This is a genomic window from Rhodoferax sp. GW821-FHT02C08 (assembly GCF_059421805.1).
On sequence record NZ_JBWKVR010000001.1, the window covers coordinates 241,565 to 265,104 of the forward strand.

10 protein-coding genes are annotated in these 23,540 nt (G+C 64.2%); 9 read left to right on the forward strand and 1 reads right to left on the reverse strand.

Annotation, left to right across the window (positions count from 1 at the left end):
• The first annotated feature begins 85 nt into the window (after positions 1-85).
• The 6 genes from AC07VY_RS01185 (at position 86) to AC07VY_RS01210 (ending at position 6,254) form a co-directional block, all read left to right on the forward strand.
• Entirely contained in the window at positions 86-694 is a 609-nt protein-coding gene (locus AC07VY_RS01185) for a 4'-phosphopantetheinyl transferase family protein (RefSeq protein WP_495095901.1), read from the forward strand.
• A complete protein-coding gene (locus AC07VY_RS01190; RefSeq protein ID WP_495095900.1) occupies positions 675-1,649 on the forward strand; it encodes a TauD/TfdA family dioxygenase in 975 nt (324 codons plus the stop codon). Before AC07VY_RS01185 ends, AC07VY_RS01190 begins: the two co-directional genes overlap by 20 nt.
• A gap of 30 nt (positions 1,650-1,679) precedes the next feature.
• Positions 1,680-2,525 (forward strand): ABC transporter ATP-binding protein, encoded by an 846-nt coding sequence (locus AC07VY_RS01195; protein ID WP_495095899.1) that lies wholly within the window; start codon positions 1,680-1,682, stop codon positions 2,523-2,525.
• Positions 2,522-4,555 (forward strand): iron ABC transporter permease, encoded by a 2,034-nt coding sequence (locus tag AC07VY_RS01200; protein WP_495095898.1) that lies wholly within the window; start codon positions 2,522-2,524, stop codon positions 4,553-4,555. Before AC07VY_RS01195 ends, AC07VY_RS01200 begins: the two co-directional genes overlap by 4 nt.
• The gene (gene fhuF, locus AC07VY_RS01205; protein WP_495095897.1) at positions 4,552-5,319 is read left to right on the forward strand and encodes a siderophore-iron reductase FhuF; all 768 of its coding nucleotides are present in this window, start codon (positions 4,552-4,554) and stop codon (positions 5,317-5,319) included. Before AC07VY_RS01200 ends, fhuF begins: the two co-directional genes overlap by 4 nt.
• 68 nt (positions 5,320-5,387) lie before the next feature.
• Entirely contained in the window at positions 5,388-6,254 is an 867-nt protein-coding gene (locus AC07VY_RS01210) for an ABC transporter substrate-binding protein (RefSeq protein ID WP_495095896.1), read from the forward strand.
• Between the two features lie 29 nt (positions 6,255-6,283).
• Here AC07VY_RS01210 and AC07VY_RS01215 read toward each other — a convergent pair whose 3' ends face one another.
• Entirely contained in the window at positions 6,284-7,963 is a 1,680-nt protein-coding gene (locus AC07VY_RS01215; RefSeq protein ID WP_495095895.1) for a cyclic peptide export ABC transporter, read from the reverse strand.
• A gap of 149 nt (positions 7,964-8,112) precedes the next feature.
• On the opposite strand from AC07VY_RS01215, the gene AC07VY_RS01220 reads away from it, so the two are divergent.
• The 3 genes from AC07VY_RS01220 to AC07VY_RS01230 are packed head-to-tail and all read left to right on the forward strand — an operon-like array spanning position 8,113 to position 23,538.
• Positions 8,113-10,692: an amino acid adenylation domain-containing protein gene (locus AC07VY_RS01220; RefSeq protein ID WP_495095894.1), complete on the forward strand. Its 2,580-nt coding sequence runs from the start codon at positions 8,113-8,115 to the stop codon at positions 10,690-10,692.
• Between the two features lie 4 nt (positions 10,693-10,696).
• Positions 10,697-18,565 carry an amino acid adenylation domain-containing protein gene (locus tag AC07VY_RS01225; RefSeq protein ID WP_495095893.1) on the forward strand — a complete coding sequence of 2,623 codons (7,869 nt, stop codon included), beginning with the start codon at positions 10,697-10,699 and terminating at the stop codon, positions 18,563-18,565.
• Positions 18,562-23,538 carry an amino acid adenylation domain-containing protein gene (locus AC07VY_RS01230; RefSeq protein WP_495119471.1) on the forward strand — a complete coding sequence of 1,659 codons (4,977 nt, stop codon included), beginning with the start codon at positions 18,562-18,564 and terminating at the stop codon, positions 23,536-23,538. Before AC07VY_RS01225 ends, AC07VY_RS01230 begins: the two co-directional genes overlap by 4 nt.
• Positions 23,539-23,540 lie beyond the last annotated feature (2 nt).

The window sequence follows — 23,540 nt, forward strand, 5'->3', positions numbered from 1 at the left end:
TGTTCAAACTGCATTCCAGGGGCGGGTGCGTTGCTGGCCGGTATATGTGCGTCTGGGTTGTGAGCCGGATGCGACGGTGCTGCGCATGCTTGCATCCTCCGAGCACCAGGAGTTGCAGCGCCTGCAGCAGCGCAATGACCGCGCGCGCTATGCGTGTGCACGGGCTGCCTTGCGCCAGGTGTTGGCGCAGGAATATGGCTGCGCTCCCATGCAAGAAATTGTGCGAACGCCATTTGGAAAGCCCGTGCTGCAGGGCATCCGAGGGCTGGATTTCAATCTGTCGCATGCAGGCGCCTGGGGTCTGATTGCCGTGACCCAGGCCGGGCAGGTTGGGGTAGACGTTGAAGAAAGAGCGCCGATGGCGACAGACGGCCTGGCCGAATACATCTGCACGCCTTTGGAGAGAGTTCGCTTGGCGAGCCTGGAGCCAGCGGCCCAGCATGCGGAACTGCTACGCCTGTGGGTCGGCAAGGAGGCCGCCCTCAAAGCTGTGGGCGTAGGCATTGCGGGTGAGCACATGCCTTTGCTATCCCTGTTGGCGAGCGGGTGCGTGCAGAGCCAGGCCGTGCTGCCTTTTGATGCCAACCGGATCCGGGTGGAAATGCTGCCCTTCTTTGATGGCTACTGCGCTGCCGTGGCCCTGTCTTCCACTTATTTGAAGGATTCATCTGAAGATGCAAGTACCCGTTATTGAAACGTTTGAGCTCCGCATTGAAGCCGGTTTTCCTATGCGTGTCAGTCCCGCGCGGCCCGGCCTTGCTTTGGCGCAGGTGCAGCCGCAACTGCAAGAGGTGGTGGATCAGCATCTACAGCATGTGGGCGGGGTTTTGTTCAGCGGCTTTGAGGTGGGCGGTCCCGAGGCTTTTCGCGCTTTTGCGGCGTCGTTTGGGCATCCGTTGCTGAACTACGAGTTTGGCTCCACGCCCCGCAGCAAGGTGCATGGCGGCGTGTATACCTCGACGGAGTATCCCGCGCACCAGCATATTCCCCTGCACAACGAGCAGGCCTACACCCGCGAATGGCCCATGAAGATATGGTTCTACTGCGACCTCGCAGCCCAGGAGGGAGGGCAGACTCCGATTGCCGACAGCCGTGCGGTCTACCGCGCCATGGACCCGGACATCCGCCAGCGGTTCGCGGAAAAAGGCTTGATGTACGTGCGCAACTACGGCAACGGTCTGGACTTGCCATGGCAGCGGGTATTCAACACCGATAGCCGGGCTGAGGTGGAGGTCTATTGCGCCAAACAGCACATCGCATTTGAATGGACCGACGACGGCGAGTTGCGCACCCGGCAGCGTTGCCAGGGGGTGGCCCGGCATCCGGTGACAGGGGATGCAGTGTGGTTCAACCAGGCGCATCTATTCCATATCTCCGCATTGGAGCCCGATACGCGTGAGGTGCTGGTGGACAGCGTGGGCGAGGAGAACCTGCCGCGCAACGTGTATTACGGCGATGGCAGTCCGATTCCCGACCAGGACTTGGACCGCGTGCGCGCCGTACTGGAGCAGCACAAGGTGGTCTTTCCATGGCAGCAAGGGGATGTGTTGATGTTGGACAACATGCTGGCAGCCCATGCGCGCGCACCCTTCAAGGGGCCGCGCAAGGTGCTGGTGGCCATGGCCCAAGGGCATGGGCAGGCGGCGTGACAGCATGCCTTGCAACATCGGTGATTTTTTATGAGCCATAGGACTGGCATGGCGTCCATCGTGCCGGCCTTGTCGGCACACCACGTCCACGTGGCATACCAGGATCAGCCAGTGCTGGCCGGGTTGAGCCTGGATATTGCGCCGGGCAAGATTACTGCGCTGTGCGGCCCCAATGGATGTGGCAAAAGTACCTTGTTGCGCAGTCTGGCAGGCCTGCAGGCTCTGCAGCAGGGAGAGGTTCGGGTGCGGGGACGGCCACTGGTCAGCTTCAAACGCCGGGCGCTGGCGCAGACGCTGACCATGCTGGCCCAGTTCAACCAGATTCCCGAAGGGCTGACGGTGGCAGAACTGGTCGCCTACGGGCGTTATGCCTTCGGCTCCATGTTTTCAGGCCCCAGCAGCGCGGACCGTGCCAGCGTGGCGGACGCCTTGGCGGCCACGGGCTTGCAGGCATATGCCGACCGCCAGGTGGCGGCCTTGTCAGGTGGCGAGAGGCAGCGCGCCTGGATTGCCATGGCCTTGGCCCAGGAGTGCAGCATTCTGCTGCTGGACGAACCCACGACCTATCTGGACATCCACCACCAGATCGAAGTGCTGCGGGAGCTGCGCCGGCTCAACCGCGAGCGAGGCCTGACGATTGTGTGGGTGCTGCACGAGCTGAACCAGGCTGCCGCCTTTAGCGACCATATCGTGCTGATGCGTGCCGGGCAGATATTGCACCAGGGCACGCCAGACGCCATGATCCGCCCGGCCTGTCTATCAGAAACCTTTGGTTTGCCGATGATGCGGCTGGACCACCCTGAGAGTGGTGAGCCCGTGTGCTTGCCCTCGTACGGCGGGTCCGCTGTGGCGCAGGCGCTTCAGCGTGCTGCATGACCGCGCAAACTCTGTCCTACCCCCGTTTGGGTTTGGGCTGCCCCAGCCTGCTGGGGATGCTGGGCGTGTTGTGCACGCTGCTGCTTTCCGGTTTGCGCTTGGGGCCGGATGTGATGGCCTGGCTGCAGTCCGATACGGCGGCGCCTGTGGGGCAGATTGCGCATTTGCTGCTGTTTGATCTGAGGCTGCCCCGTGTGCTGGCGGCCTTGCTGGCAGGGGCTGCGCTGGCCTTATCCGGGGTGTTGTTCCAGGCGTTGACGCGCAATCCTTTGGCGGCGCCGGATTTATTGGGCGTCACCGGCGGTGCGCAACTGGGGGTGTTTGCCGCCATCATGCTGCCCGCCCTGGGCGGCGTGGCTTCCGTGCCGCTGCTGTTTGCCAGTGGTTTGCTGGGGGCCACTCTGGCGATGCTGACGGCGGGCGGTTGGCAGGCATCCCCTCTGCGCCTGGTACTGGCGGGTACGGCCTGTTCCTTGATGTTCGCCGCGGTGTCCACGGTGTTGCTGACCATTTTTGAGGATGACATTGCCAGTGTGGCCCTCTGGAGCAATGGTGTGCTGTACCAGCCTGGTGCCCAGGGTTTGCTGACGGTGCTGTGGTGGCTGTGCGTGCCGCTGGCAGTAGCGCCACTGCTGCTGCGTTCGCTGGAAGTGACCGCATTGGGCGACGACGGTGCCCGCATGGTTGGTGTGCCGCTGCAGCCGCTGCGCTTCATCACCATGGTGGTTGCCACGCTGTTCGTTGCGGGCGCGATCAGTGTGGCCGGTCCCATGGGCTTCATAGGCTTGATCGCGCCCAATATGCTGCGGGCCGCGGGCATTCACCGGCTGCAGCGTTTGCTGCCATTGGCTGCGCTGTGGGGTGGTGTGATTTTGTTGGCTGCAGACAGTGCGGTGCTGGCGCTGCACCTGGATGCCACCGTATCTACCGGAGTGATGGTGGCTGTTGTGGGGACTCCGCTGCTGTTGGTGCTGATCCACCGCAACCGTGTCCTGGCTGGGGCCCAGGTAGAGCGCCCGCGTGCACTACGGTTCAAACCGTCCTTTGCGGGCTTTGTGGGGCTGTGCCTTGTCCTGCTACTGGCCATTGCCGGATGTGCTGTGGCCTATGGTGAGACTTGGTTGAGTCCGGCACGCTGGTGGGATGCTTTCTCCGGTCAGGACGCGGTTGCGGCGATGTTGGTGGACTTGCGTCTATTCCGCCTGTTGACGGCGATGATGGCAGGGGCTTTGCTGGCAGCGAGCGGGGCCTTATTGCAAAGCGTGGTGCGCAACCCGCTGGCTGGCCCCGAGGTTCTGGGCGTGACACAGGGGGCGGGTTTGGCGGTGCTGTTGGCACTGGTGGCCACGCCGATGTTGTCGCGCCCGTTGATGCTGGCTGCAGCGCTATCGGGCGGGGGAGTGGTTCTGACCATCACGCTGCTGTTGAATCGCCGCCATCGGCTGGCGGCATTGCCGGTGGCCTTGACCGGCATTGCGCTTGGGGGACTCTGTGTGGCGCTTTCGCAGTGGCTGATGGTGGAAAACAGCGTGGAGCAAGCGCGTCTTCTGGTGTGGCTGGTGGGTGGCACCTATGGGCGCAGCGCTGCCGATGCCGCGGCCCTGCTGCCCTGGCTGGTGCTGGCGATTCCATTGGTGTATTTGCTCGTGCGGCCATTGGATTTGCTCATGCTGGGCGAGCAGAGTGCGGCGGCGCTCGGTGTACCTGTGGCCAGGCTGCGCCTGGTGGCGCTGGTGTTGGCAACCATGCTGGCCAGCGCCGCGGTGGCCAGTGTGGGGCCGGTTGTCTTCGTGGGTCTGGTAACGCCCCATTTTGCGAACTTGTTGGGTTTCCATGCCCATCGCCAGCGTGTGCCGGCGGCCATGCTGTTGGGGGCTATTTTGTTGGGTTTGGCGGATGTTTTAGGTCGAACCTTGCTGGCACCGACCGAGGTACCCGCAGGGGCAATGACGGCTTTGATGGGGGCGCCGTATCTGCTGGGTATGCTGGCTTTCGGTAACCGCTCGCGTAGCCAGGGAGCACGTGCGTGACGTGTCTGGCAACCTTGCTGCCGCCAGCATGTGCATCCGCTGGCCGGGCCGTCCATCTGAGGGACGACCGGGCCGACCCAGGCCCAGGCCTGCGGGTACCCGTTAGCCACTTGGTTGAGCATCTACCTTTGCTGTTGGCGGCGATGCGACAGCACTACGACGGTGACAATGCGCGTGCGCTGCTGTCTCAGTGGAGCAAATACTATTTCAGCCTGGTAGTGCCTGCGGCCGTTGCGGCAGCGTTGGTGTTGAAGCGGCCCCTGTACATGCCCTGGGAGGACAGCGTGCTGTTGCTGCGCAATGGCATGCCACAGGCCTTGTATCTGCCGACCGATGCCTTGGGGGGCGTGTCTGATGAACCGGCCGTGCGCTACGCTTCGTTGTTTGTAGAGCACCTTGCGCCATTGGTGGAGGCCTTGGCCGGCGCGGTACGCATGGCTCCGCGTGTACTGTGGAGCAACGTAGGCCATACCTTGGAATACGCTTTATCCACCGCCCTGGAAAGTTCACAAGCCCAGCTGGATCAGAGCTTCTTGCTGAATCGAGCAGAGTTTTTCGATACTGGGCTGCCTAACCCTTTGTGGCAGGTGATCCGTTACCTCAAACCCGATAACCCTGAGCTGCCCGACCCCTTGCGGGTGCGGCGCACGTGCTGCCTGCGCTATTTGTTACCCGGAGAAAAAATGCTGTGTTCCAGCTGTCCCATGTTGTTGACTCTTCCCGCACCTGCTGTCGCAGAACAGATGCGTTTGCTGCGTACATGATGCGGGCGTTTTTTCTGACATTGCTGTGTTGGTGGGCAGGCACTGCGCTTGCTGCGGACGTGGTGGGCATGCGCAGTGCCACACTGCCACAGCAGCCACAACGCATCGTGGTGCTGGAGTTCATGTTTGCGGAGTCGCTGGCAGCGCTGGATGTCACACCGGTCGGCATGGTGGACCCCAACCGCTACCGCGAATGGGTGGGCTATGACAAGGCCCGATTTATCCATGTGCCCGATATCGGTACGCGCCAGCAGCCCAGCCTGGAGGCCATTGCGCGCCTCAAGCCGGACCTGATTGTGGGGCTTACCTTTCGGCACGCGGCTTTGTTTGATGCCTTGCAGCGTATCGCACCCACGGTGCTGTTCAATTTCTACGCCAACGATATGCAGGTGAACCAGCTAGACCACGCTTTAAACATATTCGACCGCTTTGCGGAGCTTGTTGGCCGTGTCGAGGAAGGCAAGAAGGTGCGGCAGGCGGTGCAAGCGGCCTTGGCCAGTGACCGCGCGCGCCTGTTGGATGCCGGCTTGGGTGGCCAGCGCCTGGCTGTATTGCAGGAGCTGGGCTTGCAGGACATGTATTGGAGCTACACCGCCAACAGCATGGCGGGTGGTGTGGCCCAGGCCTTGGGCGTCAAGCTGTGGCCGCATTGGCCTACCAAAGAGGGCACGACTTTTGTGTCCTCCGAAGATCTGCTGAAGCAGAGCGATTTGTCCGTACTCTTGATCAGTGCGACCGGCCCGGAGGTCGGTATCGCGCAAAAGCTGACATCTCCCATTTGGCGCTTTGTACCGGCACGTACCTTGGGGCATATGGCGCTGATGCCGCGCAACATCTGGGGCTTTGCAGGCCCCATGTCGGCGGTGCAGCTGTCCCACCAAATGAGGGATGCGATGTTGCAGGCAGCAAGGGGTGTTTCCATCCCAGCGCAGTGATCTGCATCTGCCGACAAGTTCTTGACCGCTCAGGCGGCAACAGGGATCGCTTCCTGGTGTGTGGTGGTTTCCATCACCCTACCGTTTTCCAGTTTGATGCAACGGTCTGCCAGGTGGAAGTAGCGGTCGTCGTGGGTTATGGCCAGAACAGCTTTGCCGCGAGCAGCCAGTTCCGGTAACAACTCCTGGTAGAAAACGGCCTTGAACACCGGGTCCTGGTCTGCAGCCCATTCGTCGAACAGGTAGAACGGCCGATCTTCCAGATACGCCACCACCAGAGCCAACCGTTTGCGCTGGCCTTGGGAGAGTTCGCGGGTTGAGAAGGCACCGTTAGTGATGCGCACTTTGTGGTCCAGATGCAGCTTGGTCAGCAGGGCATTGGCACGCGCATCCAGATCGTGTTGACCCGTGCCAATGCCCAACAGCGACTCGAACAAATGAAAGTCTGAGAAGACCGCTGAAAACAGCTGCCGATACTGCGCGCGGTTGGCGTCGGTAACGGTCTTCCCGTCCAGGCGGATGTCGGCGCTTTCTGGCGCATACAGACCCACCAGGAGTTTGGCCAACGTGGTTTTTCCGCTGCCATTGCCACCCACCAGAAAGGTCAGTTCTCCAGGCTTGAATTCCAGATCGATGGGGCCGAATTGGAATACGCCGTCTTCTTTCTCACGGTAGTAGCGGTGTGTCAGCCCTTGGATGCTCAGGCTCTGGAAGTGGGAAATGGCAACCGCTGGGGTTTCGTTTTGAGCCTCGGGTAATTCCAGCAGAACGTCTTCAATGCGGTCCAGCGAGACGCGGGCCGCATTCAGCGTGGGGAGGTTGTTCAGTAGGCCGTCCAGCGGGATCAGCATGAACAGGAACACGATCACATAGCCGGCCAGCACTGTGGCGTCCATCGCGGCAAACTGGTTGGGCAGGAAGATCACCACGCCCAAGAACACATAGAACAAGAAAAGGATCCAGCCCACCCCGACTGCGTAGGAGGCAAACGCTTTTGTGCGGTGCTGGCGGACTGCATCGATTTCCGGGTTAAGTGACTCCCGCATGAAGCTGTTGACCCGCTCGTGGTGCAGCTTGAGCTCTTTGGCGCCGGTGAACAAGGCATTGAAGTAACCGAACAATCGGTCCTGGGCCAGGCCGGCGGCTTCCAGTGCCCGGATGGCCCGCACATCACCCATCCGGTAGCCCAGCGAACCTACCACCACTACCGCGCTGGCCAACAGAAATACCGGCCAGGACAACCAGGCCAGATAGGCGAGGCAACCGGCAACGATGGAGCCGTGGATCAACAGATTGGGTAGCGCAAAGAACAGCATGGAGACATTGGTGGCGTCTTCGGTCACGATGGACTGTGCACGTGCCGCGCCCAGTGTTTCCAGGTCTCTGAATGCGGCATGGGCCACGCGTTGCGAAATATGTTCACGCATCTTGCCCATCGTGGTTTGGCTGAGGCGGGCAAACAGCACGCCGCTGACGATGCGACTCACCAAGGTGAGTACTGCCAATGCGGCGAAACGCCAAGCCAGCGCGGAAAGGCCTTCGGACGGGGCGGTGATGGCCTGGTTGATCAGCGCTACCAGCGAGACGCTGGACAGCCCATTGACGATGCACGCCAGCATGGCTACGACCAAAGGCCAGCGTGAAAGATGGAGTAAGGAGAGCAGCAGTCGGGTCGCCGGCCGGCTCTTCTGGGATGGGGAGTTTTTCATGGAATTCACGAGAGTGGGCATCAGCCTATAGACGATTGAGCGCCGCAAATCATTAGGCCGTGGCGCAGCCGTGCACTAAAAATGTGTTTGCTTGGTTCGTCTTCACACTGTGCGGCCGTCATTTGGGCTGCGATACATGAGACGACACCATGATTGCGAGCGAGTTTGAGCAGCACCTTGCCTATTGGCGTGCGCATTGGAAACACGGGCATCCCGAATTGGTTTTGCCCTACGCCCGGCCTCGTCCGGTAGTGCCATCGCGCCTGATGCGGCGCCATGTTTTAACGCCAGATGTGCAGGTGGGGCAGGGCGGGGAGCTGACCTTGCTCGCAGCATTTTTAGCGGTATTGCACCGCTACAGCGGCCAGGCGAATATTCGTATCGCGGTGCCCGGTGAGAAGGCCTTCTTGCTGTTGCAGGCCTCTCCTGTAGCGCAGCAATCTTTTGCAGATCTTCGGCAAGCGGTAGGCCTTGCCTTGGCGGCAAGTCGCGGCCACCACATACCCTTGGACGTGCTTTGGCGAGCCATGGAAGGCGATCGGCAGGCCGCTGCGGTGCGCGTGGCTTTTTGTCCATCTGAATGGCCTTTGTCTGCTTTGGAAATGTTTGACTGGGTGCTACAGACCGAAGTACGTGCCGACGGCAAGCTAACGTGCACATTGGTCTACGCGTCCGAGCTATTCGAAGCGGCGACAGTAGAGCGCCTGGGCGCACACCTGGGCGTGCTGCTGGCACACGCCATCCAGGCCCCCCACACCCGGCTGGACCAACTGCGCCTGCTCAGCCCCGCGGAGCTGCACCAACAGCAGCACTGGAACACCGCAGCCCTGCACCCAAAGCCGTCAGCCTTCATCCCACTCCCCCAGGCCCTGGGTACCCAGGCCCACACCCTGGGCCCCCGAGTTGCCCTGCGCCAGGGCGACACCGTCGTCAGCTGGCACGACCTGGAAGAACGCTCCAACCGCCTGGCCCACCGCCTCCTCGCCCACGGCGTAGGCGCCGAAGTCCGCGTCGGCCTCAGCATGCAGCGCAGCCCGGACATGGTCATCGCCCTCCTGGCCATCCTCAAAGCCGGCGGCGCCTTCGTCCCCCTGGACCCCGGCTACCCATCGGAGCGCCTGGCCTATATGTGCCAGGACGCCGGCATCCGCCACCTGCTCACCCAGCGCAGCCTGGACGCCCCCTGGTTGAAGTTCTCGCCAGAACAGTTGGACATCCTCTACATCGAAGACACCGAAGACACGGAAGGGGCATGGCCCGCCACCGCACCCGCCGTGGCCATCCACCCCGCCCAAAGCGCCTACCTCATCTACACCTCCGGCTCCACCGGCCAGCCCAAAGGCGTCTGCGTCGAACACGGCCCCCTGGCCCGGCACTGCCAGGCCATAGGCCAGCGCTACCAGATGGGGCCGCAGGACAAAGTCCTGCACTTCGCCTCCATCAACTTCGACCTGGCCCATGAATACTGGCTCATGCCCCTGCTGTTCGGAGCCGAGCTCCTCATCAGCGACCCCAGCCTGTGGAGCCCGGCCCAGGCCTGCACCCAGATGGCCCGCCACGGCACCACCGTTGCCGCCTTCCCCCCCAGCTACCTGGTCCAGCTGGCCGAAGCCGCCCACAGCTTGCTGCAGCATCCTGCGCCGGATACCCCGGCCCCGGCCCTGCGCGTTCTCGCCTTTGGTGGTGAAGCCCTGTCACGCGAACACTTCGAACGCGTGCGCCAGGTCTTCGCCCCGGCCACCCTGATCAACGGCTACGGCCCCACCGAAACCGTGATCTCCCCCATGCTGTGGACCACCACCCCGGACAGCGATCCGGCACAGTGGCAGCACAGCCCCTATCTGCCCATAGGCACGGCCGTGGGCAACCGCAGCGCCTGGGTGCTGGACGACAGCCTCAACCCCTTGCCCGTGGGCGTAGCCGGAGAGCTCTACCTGGGTGGCCCCGAACTGGCCCGCGGCTACCACCAGCGCCCTGGCCTGAGCGCCGAACGCTTCATCCCCGACCCCTGGGGCCACGGCAGCCGCCTGTACCGCACCGGCGACCAGGTCCGCTGGAGAGCCGACGGCGGCATGGACTACCTGGGCCGACTGGACCACCAAGTCAAGCTGCGCGGCCTGCGCATCGAACTGGGCGAGATCGAAGCCCGGCTGCTGGCCTGTGTGGGCGTACGTGAAGCCGCAGTGGTGGTGCACGGGGAGGGCGCCAGTGCGCAGCTGCTGGGCTACTGGGTGGCCCAGCAGCAAGAGCAGCAGCAAGAACCACTGCAAGAAGAACAGCTGCGCCAGCAACTGGCGCAGCAACTACCCGAATACATGGTGCCGGCGCAGCTGATACAGCTGGACGCCTTGCCGGTGACGGCCAACGGCAAGCTGGATAGGCGCTCGTTGCCGGCGCCGCAGCCGCGAGCGCAGGAGAGGGCGTACCGGGCGCCGGGCACGCCGATGGAGCAGGCCTTGGCGGCGATCTGGGCCGAGGTGTTGCAGCTGCCGCGTGTGGGGCTGGACGAGCATTTCTTTGCGCTGGGTGGGCATTCCCTGCTGGCTACTCAGGTCTGTGCCAGGGTCCGTACCCAGCTTGTCGTGGACCTGTCTCTCGCCGTATTTTTTGAACACCCCGTCCTTGCAGATATGGCCGCCGTACTGGCGCGTGAAGCAGGTGCTGCGCAGCAAAGCGAAGCGCAAGACCTGCTGGATATGCAAGCACTGCTAGAAGCCCTGGAGAGTTGAACCCATGACCCCCATCCAAACCCCCGTGCCCACTGATTCCCAACTTGGCCAGCCAACCGATGTGCAGCACAACATGAAAGCTGAAATGGCCCGCCGCTTCATGGCATTGCCGGCGGCCGCGCGGCAAAGCTTTCTGCAAGCCCTGGCACAGAAAGGCGTCGACTTTTCTCGTCTTCCCATCGTGCCCACCGGTGCAGGCACGGTATTGCCTTTGTCGTTTGCGCAGCAGCGGGTGTGGTTTCTGGAGCAGATGGAGCCAGGTAACGCGGCTTACCATATTCCCGCGATGCTGCGCCTGACGGGCCAGCTCAACCATGCCGCATTGCAAGCCAGTCTGGATGCCTTGGTGGCTCGGCATGCGGCTTTGCGCACCACCTTCCACGCCAGTGTTGATGGGCAGGCGCAGCAGCGCATCCACGCGCCGTTGCCATTGATTTTGGCTCACACGGACCTGTCGGACTTGGACGCAACTGCCCAACAGCGGGAAATGGAACGCTGGGCCGCGCTGGAGACGGGCCAAGCTTTTGATTTGTCCACCGGGCCGCTACTGCGTGCACGTTTGCTACGTCTTAGCGCGACGGAACACCGCCTGCTGCTGGTTCAGCACCATATCGTTTCCGACGGCTGGTCGGTCGAGTTGTTGTTGCGTGAGTTTGCGGCCTGCTACCGGGCGTTTTGCGAAGGTGGGCAGCCGGCCCTGCCCGATCTGCCCATACAGTACGCCGACTACGCACTCTGGCAGCGGCATTGGTTGGAGGCGGGCGAAAGAGAGCGCCAGCTTGCATGGTGGCGTGATGCGCTGGGCGACGAGCATCCGTTGTTGGCCTTGCCGCTGGACCGGCCTCGGCCTGCGGTGCGCAGCTTGCAAGGTGCGCGCCATGTGTTTGCACTGGACACAGCTTTGTCCGACGCGCTGCGCGCCTTGGCGCAGCGCAATGGCGCCACTCTTTTCATGCTGCTGCTGGCGACCTACCAATTGCTGCTGTCGCGCTTGTGCGGCCAGAAAGATGTGCGTGTGGGCGTGTCGGTCGCCGGCCGGTCACGGCCTGAAACGCAGGGGCTGGTGGGCTTCTTCGTCAATACCCAGGTATTGCGTGCACAACTGAACGGAGCGCTGCGCTTCGAAGATTTCTTGGCGCAGGTGAAGACGGCAGTTCTGGGTGCGCAGGCGCACCAGGACCTTCCCTTCGACGTGCTGGTGGACGCTTTGCAGGTAGAGCGCAGCCTGAGCCACAACCCGCTGGTGCAGGCCAAGTTCACCCAGCAGATCGCGTTGCCCCAAGGGATCGAATTGCCCGGCCTGCGGCTGCAGTTGTTGCCATTGCCAGACCATGCCGCGCGGTTTGATCTGTCGCTGGATGTGACCGATAGCCCGCAGGGCATCGAGGCGGTTTTCAGCTACGCCACGGCCTTGTTTGACTCTGCGCGCGTTGCCGGCTTTGCGCAGGCCTATACCCATTTGCTGGCGGAAATCGCAGCCGGGCCGCAAGCCTGTTTGGCCGCGTTGACGCTACCACTTGCGCCTGCTGACTTCATGCTGCGTGCGGAAACCTTGGATTGCGCGGACTTCAGCGTGCTGGGTGCCTGGGCACAGAGCGTGGCTGCCCATCCGGATGCTGCGGCTGTGCGCTTTGAAGATCAAACAATCAGCTTTGCTGAACTGGATGCTGCCTCCAACCGTTTGGCCCGCTACCTACGGGCCCGCGGCGTGGGCGCGGAGCAGCGGGTCGCCGTGTGCGCGCCGCGTTGTCCCGCGCTGGTGCTGGGCTTGTTGGCGGTGCTGAAGGCAGGGGCGGCCTGCTTGCCATTGGACCCCTTGCTACCTGTCGAGCGCACGGCATTTTTGCTGCGGGACGCGGATGTGCAGTGCGTACTGGCCGATAGTGCCGGTATGTTGGCCACGCAGGCTGCGGGTGCAACTGCGATTTCCCTGGGGGCCGAGGCGGCATGGAACACTTTGGATGCCAGTCCGCTGGCTTTGCGCCCGGAGCCGGGCACGGCGGCCTACCTCATCTACACCTCGGGTTCCACCGGTCAGCCCAAGGGCGTGGTGGTCAGCCACGGCGCCTTGGCCGACTATGTGGTGGGCATGCTGGCCCGGCTGGAGCTGGCACCGGGCGAAAGTATGGCGATGGTGTCCACCGTCGCGGCCGATCTTGGCCACACGGTACTGTTTGGTGCCTTGTGTTCCGGGCGTTTGCTGCACCTGGTTTCTGCGGAGCGGGCTTTCGACCCGGACAGTTTTGCCGCCTATATGGTCCAGCACCAGGTGGGCGTGTTGAAGATCGTACCCAGCCATTTGCAAGGCCTGCTGCAGGCGGCCCGCCCTGCGGATGTGCTGCCGCGCCATGCTTTGGTGCTGGGCGGTGAGGCCCTGCCCTGGGAGCTGTACGACAAGCTGGTGCAACTGCGCCCCGACTGCCGCGTTTTCAACCACTATGGCCCCACCGAAACCACGGTCGGCATCCTCACCCAGGATGCTGCTTTGGCGGACCGCAGCGGCTCGGCCAGCGTACCGGTGGGAGCGCCGCTGCCCAATGGGCAGGCATATGTGCTGGATGCCGACCTGAACCCCGTGCCCTTGGGCAGTGCGGGTGAGCTGTATCTGGGTGGCCCCGGCCTGGCGCGTGGTTACCTGGGGCGGCCTGGGTTGACTGCTGAGCGGTTCATTCCCCACCCTTATGCGCAGGGTGAGCGTGTGTACCGCACCGGCGACCGGGTGCGTTTGCTGCCCAGCGGGGCGGTCGAGTTCTTGGGCCGTGCCGACGAGCAGGTCAAGATACGCGGCTACCGGGTGGAGCTGTCCGAGGTGGCCGTGGCGCTGCGGGCCTTGCCCGGCGTGGCTACAGCCGAAGTGCAGGCCGTGGCTTTGCATGGTGACGCCAACCACCGCCAGTTGTTGGCCTATCTGGTGCCCGCCAACGGCTGCAACCTGGATATGGCTGCGCTGAAGAGCGTGTTGGCACGTCGGCTGCCCGACTACATGTTGCCCAGCTATTGGTTGGCCCTGGAGCGCATGCCGCTGACGGTGAACGGCAAGCTGGACCGTAAGGCCTTGCCCCTGCCGCAGCAGTCTGCCAGCAGCAGCCATGCACCCATGTCGGATACAGAGCAGATTTTGGCGGGCATCTGGAAAGCAGTGCTGGGCCTGGAAGAGGTGGGCCTGAGCGATAACTTCTTCGAGCTCGGCGGCGACTCCATACTCAGTCTGCAAATCATTGCCCGCGCCCGCAAGCAGGGCTTGAAGCTCACGCCCAAGCAGCTGTTTGAAAACCAGACCGTGGCAGCCTTGGCGCGCGTGGCGCAACCGGTGTCGGCACCTACTTTTGTGCCCGCTGCGACCCCGTCGCTAGGCACGCTTGTGCTGACGCCTGCACAAAAGAATTTCCTGGCCTTGGACATCGCACAGCGGAGCCACTGGAACCAAGCCCTGCGCTTCGAAGTACGCGAGTACCTGGATGCGCGTTGCCTGGGCCAGGCCCTTGCCGCGCTGCGCGCCCAACACGAGGCTTTGCGTTGCCGCTATCGGCAAGCGGCGGACGGGCAGTGGCAAGCACATGCAGACACACCGCATGGCACCGATGAAATCCTGTGGGTGCGCGACGTAGCGGATGCTGCTGCGTTCGACCAGCTGTGTGACCAGGCGCAGCGCAGTCTGGATATTCATGGCGGTGTGCTTATGCGCGCAGTGTTGGCGAACCAGGCCAATGGCACACAAGGCTTGTTCATGGCCATCCACCACCTGGCCGTGGACGGCGTGTCCTGGCGCGTGCTGCTGGAGGATCTGGAAACCGCCTACCGCCAAACACAGGTGGGCGCCCCCGTAAATTTGGCTGCGCCGGGCACTTCTTGTGCAGCCTGGGCGGCATTGCTGGAGCGCCATGCCCAGACCGATGCCATGGCCGCCGAATTGCCTTACTGGCGGACCCTTGCCGACTACCGGGGTACCGAGCCACCCCGCGATATGTCTGCCACGACCGGGCTGGTGCGCGATGCCGCCCAGGCCGTAGTGCACCTGGACCGCGACACCACCCAGCGTCTACTGAAGCTGGCGCCTGCGGCCTACCGCACCCAGGTCAACGACCTGTTGCTCACTGCTCTGGCACGCGTGCTGGGCCGTTGGATGAACGTGCCCGAGGTGTTACTGGAGCTGGAAGGCCATGGCCGTGAGGCGCTGTTCGATTCGGCGGATCTCTCGCGCAGCGTGGGCTGGTTCTCCAGCCATTTCCCGGTACGCCTGGCGGTGGAGGAAGATGATGGCGTAGCCATTTGCAGCGTCAAGGAAACCCTGCGTGGCGTGCCAAACAAGGGCATTGGCTTTGGCCTGCTGCAATCGCTGGCGCTGCCGGCGCTGCGCGAGCAATTGGCTGGGCTGCCCCAGCCGAGGGTCATCTTCAACTACCTGGGCCAGTTTGATTCCACCGTGTCAGGCGGCGTGTGGTTGCGCCCAGCGTTCGGCCAGTCGGGTGCCGAGCGGGATGGCAGTGGCCCCTTGTCGAACTGGCTGGCGATCCATGGCCAGGTTGCAGATGGTGTGCTGTCGCTGACCTGGGTGTACAGCCGTGCCATGTACCACCCGCATACCGTGCAAGCACTGGCAGATGCCTATGGTGCTGCGTTGACAGAGTTGGTTGCGCATTGCTGCGCGCCCCAGTCCGGCGGCTTGACGCCCTCCGACTTTCCATTGGCTGCCCTGCAGTCTGCCGAGCTGCAGCAGTTGCCCGCCAACGCGCGCGAAGTGCAGGACATCTACCCCGCCACTGCGCTGCAGCAAGGCTTCTTGTTCCACAGCTTGCTGGAACCGCAGCAGGGTGCCTATGTCAACCAGCTGGCGATGAGCTTGACCAATCCCGATGTGCGGCGTCTGGCCTTAGCCTGGCAGGCGGCAGTGGAGCAACACGATATTTTGCGCACAGCCTTCTGGCATGAAGGCCTGGCGCAACCGCAGCAGGTGGTGCACCGCAGCGCCCGTCTGGAGATGGCGCTCTACGACTGGCGCGACCGAGCCGACCAGGCCACGGCGCTGCAAGACCTGGGGCTGGCAGAGCGCCAACGCCCGTTTGTGCTTACCGCGCCGCCGCTGATGCGCCTGGCCCTGGTGCGTTTGAGCGACAGCCTGTACCGCCTGGTCTGGACCCGGCACCATTTGCTGTTGGACGGCTGGAGTACAGCCCAGCTGTGGACCGAGGTGCTGAACCACTATGCCGGTGTGCCGGTGCAGCGGGTATCCCGGCTGCGCTACCGTGACTACATCGCCTGGCTGGCGCGCCAAGATATGCAGGCCAGCCGTGGCTTCTGGCAAAGCCGTCTTGCCCACCTGGATGAACCAGTGCTCCTGGCCGGTGCCATGGCGGCACCGCGGCATAGCGGCACCGGCTATGGCCGCTGGCACGCCGGCTGGAGCATTGCCGAAACAGCAGACCTGCAGCGCTGTGCCCGTGCCACCCGCGTGACCCTCAATACCCTGGTCCAGGGGGCCTGGGCTTTGCTGCTGCAGCGTTATACCGGCAAGAAAACCGTGGTGTTTGGCGCAACCGTTGCGGGGCGCCCGGCCGAGCTGCCTGACGTGGAGCAAGTTCTGGGTCTGTTCATCAACACATTGCCCGTGGTTTTGACGCCGCAGTCCGCGCAATCGGCTGGCGATTGGCTGCGCAGTGTGCAGGCCGAAAACCTGGCTTTGCGTGAGCATGAACATACACCCTTGTTCGAGATCCAGCGCTGGGCCGGGCAGGGCGGCCAGGCGCTGTTCGACAGCCTGATCGTGTTTGAAAACTACCCGGTGGGCCGTGAGTGGACCGAGCGTGACGCAACTTCTCTGCACTTCTCGGACCTGGTGAATACCGAATCCACCAGCTATCCGCTGACCCTGGTGGTTACCCAGTCAGATAGCTTGTCCATCGAGTATGGCTTTGACCAGGCGCACTTCAGCCTGGCGGAGGTGCAGCGCCTGCATGCCCATCTTGTCGTTTTGCTGAGCGGATTGGTGCAAGACGTGCAGCGTCCCGTGGGCACGCTGGCACTGCCCGCTGCTGCGGAACTCTTGCAACTGGCTGCGTGGAACGCCACCGACACCCGCTATGCGGACGACAGTGCGGTGCACCGCTGTTTCGAACGCCAGGCGCAGCGGCAGCCCGAAACCATCGCGCTGCTGTTCGGCGATATGCGCATGAGCTACCGCAGCCTGGACCAGCGTGCCAACCAGCTGGCGCACCGACTGTTGGACCTGGGCGTACAGCCTGACGCCTGCGTGGCTATCTGCATGGAGCGTTCGCTGGATCTGGTGGTCAGCTTGTTGGCCGTGCTCAAGGCGGGTGCAGCCTATGTGCCGCTGGACCCGGACTATCCGGCAGAGCGCCGGGCCTACATGCTGCAAGATGCCCAACCCGCCCTGGTGCTGACGCATAGCGCCTTGCGCGCCAGCCTGGCAGCCGGCGTGGCCCCCGTGCTGTGTCTGGACCAGGAGGACTTGTCCACACAGCCCGTGGAGCGGCCTGCGCGCGAGGTACATGCCGAGCAACTGGCTTACTTGATCTATACCTCGGGCTCCACCGGCCGGCCCAAGGGCGCGGGCAATACCCACGGCGCTTTGCGCAACCGCCTGCAGTGGATGCAAGAGGCGTACTGCCTGGATGCATCGGACACGGTGCTGCAGAAAACACCGTTCAGCTTCGATGTATCGGTGTGGGAGTTCTTCTGGCCCTTGATGGTGGGCGCGCGCCTGGCGATTGCGGAGCCAGGGGCACACCGCGACCCGGCGCGCCTGGTAGACCTGGTCAAACAGCACGGCGTGACCACCCTGCACTTTGTGCCTTCTATGCTGCAGGCCTTCATGGCCTATGAGGGCTGTACGGCTTGCAGCAGCCTGCGCCATATCGTGGCCAGCGGTGAGGCCTTGCCCGCCGAGCTGGCCGCGCGGGTGCGGCACAGCCTGCCACAGGCGGGTCTGCACAATCTGTATGGCCCGACCGAGGCCGCCATCGACGTGACCCATTGGACCTGCCAGGGCGACGATGGCAGTACCGTGCCCATCGGCAAACCCATCGCCAATACCCAGATCCACATCCTGGACGACGCGCTCAATCCTCTGCCGCCGGGCGTGGCGGGCGAGCTGTACATTGGCGGCGCAGGCTTGGCCCGTGGCTACCATGCGCGGCCCGCGCTCACGGCCGAGCGCTTTGTGCCAGACCCGTTTCGCAGTGGCGCGCGGCTATACCGTACGGGCGACCTGGCGCTATGGCGCGATGATGGCGTAGTCGAGTACTTGGGCCGCTTGGACCATCAGGTCAAGCTGCGTGGCTTACGCATCGAGCTGGGCGAGATCGAAGCCCGGCTGCAGGAGCACCCCGCCGTACGCGAGGCCGTGGTGGTCGCGCATGGTGGCGACAGCTTGATCGGCTATGTCGTGCTGCAGCAAGATGTGGCTCCGGCCACACTGCTGGAATTTCTGGCTACGCAACTGCCGGCTTTTATGGTGCCCGCGCAGCTGCTTGTGCTGGAGCGCATGCCACTCACGCCCAGTGGCAAGCTGGACCGCAAAGCCCTGCCGGACCCGGTATGGAGCAGCCGCGACAGCGATGTCCCGGTGGGCGATACCGAGCAACGCGTGGCGGCCCTATGGTGCGAGCTGCTGGGGCTGGATGCCATTGGCCGTGGCGACAACTTCTTTGCCTTGGGGGGGCATTCGCTGCTGGCGACGCGGGTGGTGTCACGCCTGAAGGCCGAGCTGCAGGTCAGTGTGCCATTGCGCCGGCTGTTTGAAGCAGCCACTTTGGCCGGATTTTCCGTGGCAGTGGACGAGGCGCGCAGCAGCGCTTTGAACGACACCCAACTGGATGCACTGGATGCCTTGTTCGGCGCCATGGAGGAGGCATGAGCCAGCCCCGCTTGCTGCAACTGGCACACCGATTTGCCGAGCTGGCACCGGCACAGCGCCAGATTTTCCTGCAACGCCTGGCGGAGCAGCATATCGACTTCAGCCTGTTGCCCATTCCACCGCACATCGACGGTGGCGCGCCGCTGCCCGCCTCGTACGCGCAGGCCCGGCTGTGGTTCTTGTGGCGCATGGACCCGTTGAGCCCGGCCTACAACATGGCGGGCCGGCTGAAGCTCAGCGGTGCTCTGGATACTGCCGCATTGGCCGCCAGCCTGAATGCATTGGCCGCGCGCCACGAGGCCTTGCGCACCAGTTTCTCTATGGGGCCGGGAGGTGAGGCACTGCAGACCGTGCATCGGGTTGCGCCGTTACCTGTCCGCCATCTGGACATGGTGGGGGCCACGCCGGAGCAGATACAAGCCGAGGCCGAGGCGGAGGCCATGCGTCCGTTTGATCTGGCCAGTGGGCCGTTGTGGCGTGTGGTTTTGCTACGCTGCGGCCCGCAGGAGCACCTGCTGCTGTTGACGCTGCATCACATCGTTTCCGACGGCTGGTCCGCGCAGCTGATGTTGGCAGAGCTGGCCCAGGGCTATGCGGCAGCGGGTCTTGGCCGCCCAGCAGATCTGCCGTGTTTGCCTATCCAATACCCCGACTTTGCGCTGTGGCAACGCCATTGGCTGGAAGCGGGCGAGGGCGCGCGCCAGCTGGAATGGTGGCGCAAGACGCTGGGTGACACGCATCCTGTGCTGGCTCTGCCGCAAGACCGGCCCCGGCCCGCCGCGCCTTTGCTGACGGGTGCGCGCCACCGGTTTGTCGTGCCCGGTGATGTGGTCGGTGCTTTGCGGGCTTTGGCCCAGGCGCAGGGCGCTACGCTGTTTATGGTTTTGCTGGCCGGTTTCAAGGCCGTGCTGTACCGCTACAGCGGCGCCATGGATGTGCGGGTGGGTGTGCCGGTGGCCGGGCGCAACCGGATCGAAACCGAGGGCCTGATAGGTTTCTTCATCAACACCCTGGTGCTGCGCACCCAGCCTGCGGGGCGACAGACATTTGCAGCCCTGCTGGCCGATGTCAAGAATGCCCTGCTGGGCGCAGAGGCGCACCAGGACTTGCCTTTTGAACAGCTGGTCGAAGCCCTGCCCGGCGCACGCAGCGGTAGCCACCACCCGCTGTTCCAGGTCATGGCCAACCACCAAAGCCATGGACAGACACCCCAGTGGCCCGGCCTGCAGGTGGAAGAGGTGTCCGAAGGCAACCCGGTGGCCAAGTTCGACCTCACGCTGTCCAGTGAGGAATATGCTGACGGCAAGCTAACGTGCACATTGGTCTACGCCTGCGAGCTATTCGAAGCAGCGACAGTAGAGCGCCTGGGCGCACACCTGGGCGTGCTGCTGGCACACGCCATCCAGGCCCCCCACACCCGGCTGGACCAACTGCGCCTGCTCAGCCCCGCGGAGCTGCACCAACAGCAGCACTGGAACACCGCAGCCCTGCACCCAAAGCCGTCAGCCTTCATCCCACTCCCCCAGGCCCTGGGTACCCAGGCCCACACCCTGGGCCCCCGAGTTGCCCTGCGCCAGGGCGACACCGTCGTCAGCTGGCACGACCTGGAAGAACGCTCCAACCGCCTGGCCCACCGCCTCCTCGCCCACGGCGTAGGCGCCGAAGTCCGCGTCGGCCTCAGCATGCAGCGCAGCCCGGACATGGTCATCGCCCTCCTGGCCATCCTCAAAGCCGGCGGCGCCTTCGTCCCCCTGGACCCCGGCTACCCATCGGAGCGCCTGGCCTATATGTGCCAGGACGCCGGCATCCGCCACCTGCTCACCCAGCGCAGCCTGGACGCCCCCTGGTTGAAGTTCTCGCCAGAACAGTTGGACATCCTCTACATCGAAGACACCGAAGACACGGAAGGGGCATGGCCCGCCACCGCACCCGCCGTGGCCATCCACCCCGCCCAACGCGCCTACCTCATCTACACCTCCGGCTCCACCGGCCAGCCCAAAGGCGTCTGCGTCGAACACGGCCCCCTGGCCCGGCACTGCCAGGCCATAGGCCAGCGCTACCAGCTGGGGCCGCAGGACAAAGTCCTGCACTTCGCCTCCATCAACTTCGACCTGGCCCATGAATACTGGCTCATGCCCCTGCTGTTCGGAGCCGAGCTCCTCATCAGCGACCCCAGCCTGTGGAGCCCGGCCCAGGCCTGCACCCAGATGGCCCGCCACGGCACCACCGTTGCCGCCTTCCCCCCCAGCTACCTGGTCCAGCTGGCCGAAGCCGCCCACAGCTTGCTGCAGCATCCTGCGCCGGATACCCCGGCCCCGGCCCTGCGCGTTCTCGCCTTTGGTGGTGAAGCCCTGTCACGCGAACACTTCGAACGCGTGCGCCAGGTCTTCGCCCCGGCCACCCTGATCAACGGCTACGGCCCCACCGAAACCGTGATCTCCCCCATGCTGTGGACCACCACCCCGGACAGCGATCCGGCACAGTGGCAGCACAGCCCCTATCTGCCCATAGGCACGGCCGTGGGCAACCGCAGCGCCTGGGTGCTGGACGACAGCCTCAACCCCTTGCCCGTGGGCGTAGCCGGAGAGCTCTACCTGGGTGGCCCCGAACTGGCCCGCGGCTACCACCAGCGCCCTGGCCTGAGCGCCGAACGCTTCATCCCCGACCCCTGGGGCCACGGCAGCCGCCTGTACCGCACCGGCGACCAGGTCCGCTGGAGAGCCGACGGCGGCATGGACTACCTGGGCCGACTGGACCACCAAGTCAAGCTGCGCGGCCTGCGCATCGAACTGGGCGAGATCGAAGCCCGGCTGCTGGCCTGTGTGGGCGTACGTGAAGCCGCAGTGGTGGTGCACGGGGAGGGCGCCAGTGCGCAGCTGCTGGGCTACTGGGTGGCCCAGCAGCAAGAGCAGCAGCAAGAACCACTGCAAGAAGAACAGCTGCGCCAGCAACTGGCGCAGCAACTACCCGAATACATGGTGCCGGCGCAGCTGATACAGCTGGACGCCTTGCCGGTGACGGCCAACGGCAAGCTGGATAGGCGCTCGTTGCCGGCGCCGCAGCCGCGAGCGCAGGAGAGGGCGTACCGGGCGCCGGGCACGCCGATGGAGCAGGCCTTGGCGGCGATCTGGGCCGAGGTGCTGCAGCTGCCGCGTGTGGGGCTGGACGAGCATTTCTTTGCGCTGGGGGGGCATTCCTTGCTGGCTACCCAGGTTTGTGCCCGCGTGCAGCGCAATATGGGCCTGCCCGTGCCCTTGAAGCTGCTGTTCCAGGCGCCGACACTGGGCGACTTCGCGCAGCGCGTGGCCACCGAATGCCACAGCGAGGTGCTGGCACCTATCCCGCGCCGCATGCCCGGTGGGCCGGTGCCGCTGTCCCATGCGCAGCAAGGCTTGTGGTTTTTGTGGCGTAGCGATCCTAGCGATGCAAGCTATAACATTCATAGCGCATTGCGCTGTAGTGGTGTGCTGCAGCGGTCTGTTTTGCATTCAAGCCTGAATGCGTTGGTGGCACGGCATGGCGCGCTGCGCAGCAGCTTTCCGGCGGGCCGCGACGGCCGGCCGGTGCAGTGCATTGCCCCACCTGCAGCGGTGGCACTGGCCCAGGTGGATGTATCGCAGTGGCCGGCCGTTGCGCGCGAGGCGGAGGCGCGGCGTCTGGCGGAGGAGGAGGCGTTGCAGCCTTTTGATCTGGAGCGAGGGCCGTTGCTGCGTGCGCGGCTGTTGTGTCTGGGCGCCGAAGACCATGTGCTGCTGCTGACCATCCACCACATCGTGGCCGATGGCTGGTCCATGGGCCTGGTGTTTGACACCCTGATGGCGCTGTACCGCGCCGAGCTGCAAGGCCATGCCGCCGCGCTGCCCGAGCCGACGCTGGACTACGCCGACTACTGTGTCTGGCAGCAGCAGGAGGACCGCGTTCCGGTTGCCGATCTGGCGTACTGGCGTGCCCAGTTGGTGGCCTTGCCAGCCTTGGTGTTGCCCGCGCCGCCGGATGCACCCGCCCAGCCCGGCATGCGGGCTGAACAGCTGTTGTTTGCGCTGGATGCTGTGCTGGTGCAACAAGCGCGCAGCCTGGCGCAGAGTTGGGGCGTGAGCCTGTCCATGCTGCTGCAAGCTGTCTTCCATGCCTTGTTGTACCGGCATACCGGGCAGGCCGACCATTGCATCGGCATTCTGGCGTCCAACCGCGACCGGGTGGAAACCGAGGCCTTGGTAGGCCTGTTTCTTAATGCCCAGCCCGTCCGTGCCCGCGTCGATCCAAGCCAGAGCTTTGCCGTGTTGGTACGGGCCGTGCAAGACAGCTTGCTGGGCGCGCAAGCCCATGCCGGCCTGCCATTTGCACAGCTGGTGCAGGCCCTGCGGGCAGAGCGCGTGCCGGGGCGCAACCCGGTATTCCAGGTGCTCTACAACTATTTGCGGCCCCGCGTGGAAAGCCTGTCCACCCTGCCGGGCTTGCGGCTGGAGGACTTCCCCGTGCCCCGGCGCAATGTGGTGTTCGACCTGGAGCTCGATGTTGCCGAAGACGCAGGTGGCCAGGTGCGCGGCGCCTTCTCCTATGCAGTGGAGCGGGTGGATGCCAGCTTTGCGCAGAGCCTCTGGAGCGACTATCCGCGCCTGCTCGCAACATTGGTGGCCACCCCGGACCAGGCATTGCACGCCAGCCTGGGGCCGGTGGCACCAGTGCGCACAAGCCGCTCGCCCAAAGCTACGGCCCACTTGCCACGGCAGCCAGCGCTGGAAGCCAGTTTGACCGCCCTGGTGGCGGAGGTGCTGGGTTTGCCTTTGCTGCAGCCGCAGGACAACTTTTTTGCCCAAGGGGCGAGCTCGCTGCGCTGTGTGCAACTGGTCGCGCAAGCGCGCAAGCAGGGTATTGCGCTGGGACTGGCTGACGTATTCCATCACCAAACCGTGGCCGAACTTGCCGCTGCGCTGGGGGCACGCACTGCCACCGCCAGCCCGGCATGGGCCTGATC

What these genes read in the sequence shown, in the direction of transcription:
- AC07VY_RS01215 (WP_495095895.1), bottom strand. Translation starts at nt 7,963, where the DNA reads ATGAAAAACTCCCCATCCCAGAAGAGCCGGCCGGCGACCCGACTGCTG.
- AC07VY_RS01230 (WP_495119471.1), top strand. Translation starts at nt 18,562, where the DNA reads ATGAGCCAGCCCCGCTTGCTGCAACTGGCACACCGATTTGCCGAGCTG.
- AC07VY_RS01225 (WP_495095893.1), top strand. Translation starts at nt 10,697, where the DNA reads ATGACCCCCATCCAAACCCCCGTGCCCACTGATTCCCAACTTGGCCAG.
- AC07VY_RS01200 (WP_495095898.1), top strand. Translation starts at nt 2,522, where the DNA reads ATGACCGCGCAAACTCTGTCCTACCCCCGTTTGGGTTTGGGCTGCCCC.
- AC07VY_RS01190 (WP_495095900.1), top strand. Translation starts at nt 675, where the DNA reads ATGCAAGTACCCGTTATTGAAACGTTTGAGCTCCGCATTGAAGCCGGT.
- AC07VY_RS01185 (WP_495095901.1), top strand. Translation starts at nt 86, where the DNA reads ATGCTTGCATCCTCCGAGCACCAGGAGTTGCAGCGCCTGCAGCAGCGC.
- AC07VY_RS01195 (WP_495095899.1), top strand. Translation starts at nt 1,680, where the DNA reads ATGAGCCATAGGACTGGCATGGCGTCCATCGTGCCGGCCTTGTCGGCA.
- AC07VY_RS01220 (WP_495095894.1), top strand. Translation starts at nt 8,113, where the DNA reads ATGATTGCGAGCGAGTTTGAGCAGCACCTTGCCTATTGGCGTGCGCAT.
- AC07VY_RS01210 (WP_495095896.1), top strand. Translation starts at nt 5,388, where the DNA reads ATGCGCAGTGCCACACTGCCACAGCAGCCACAACGCATCGTGGTGCTG.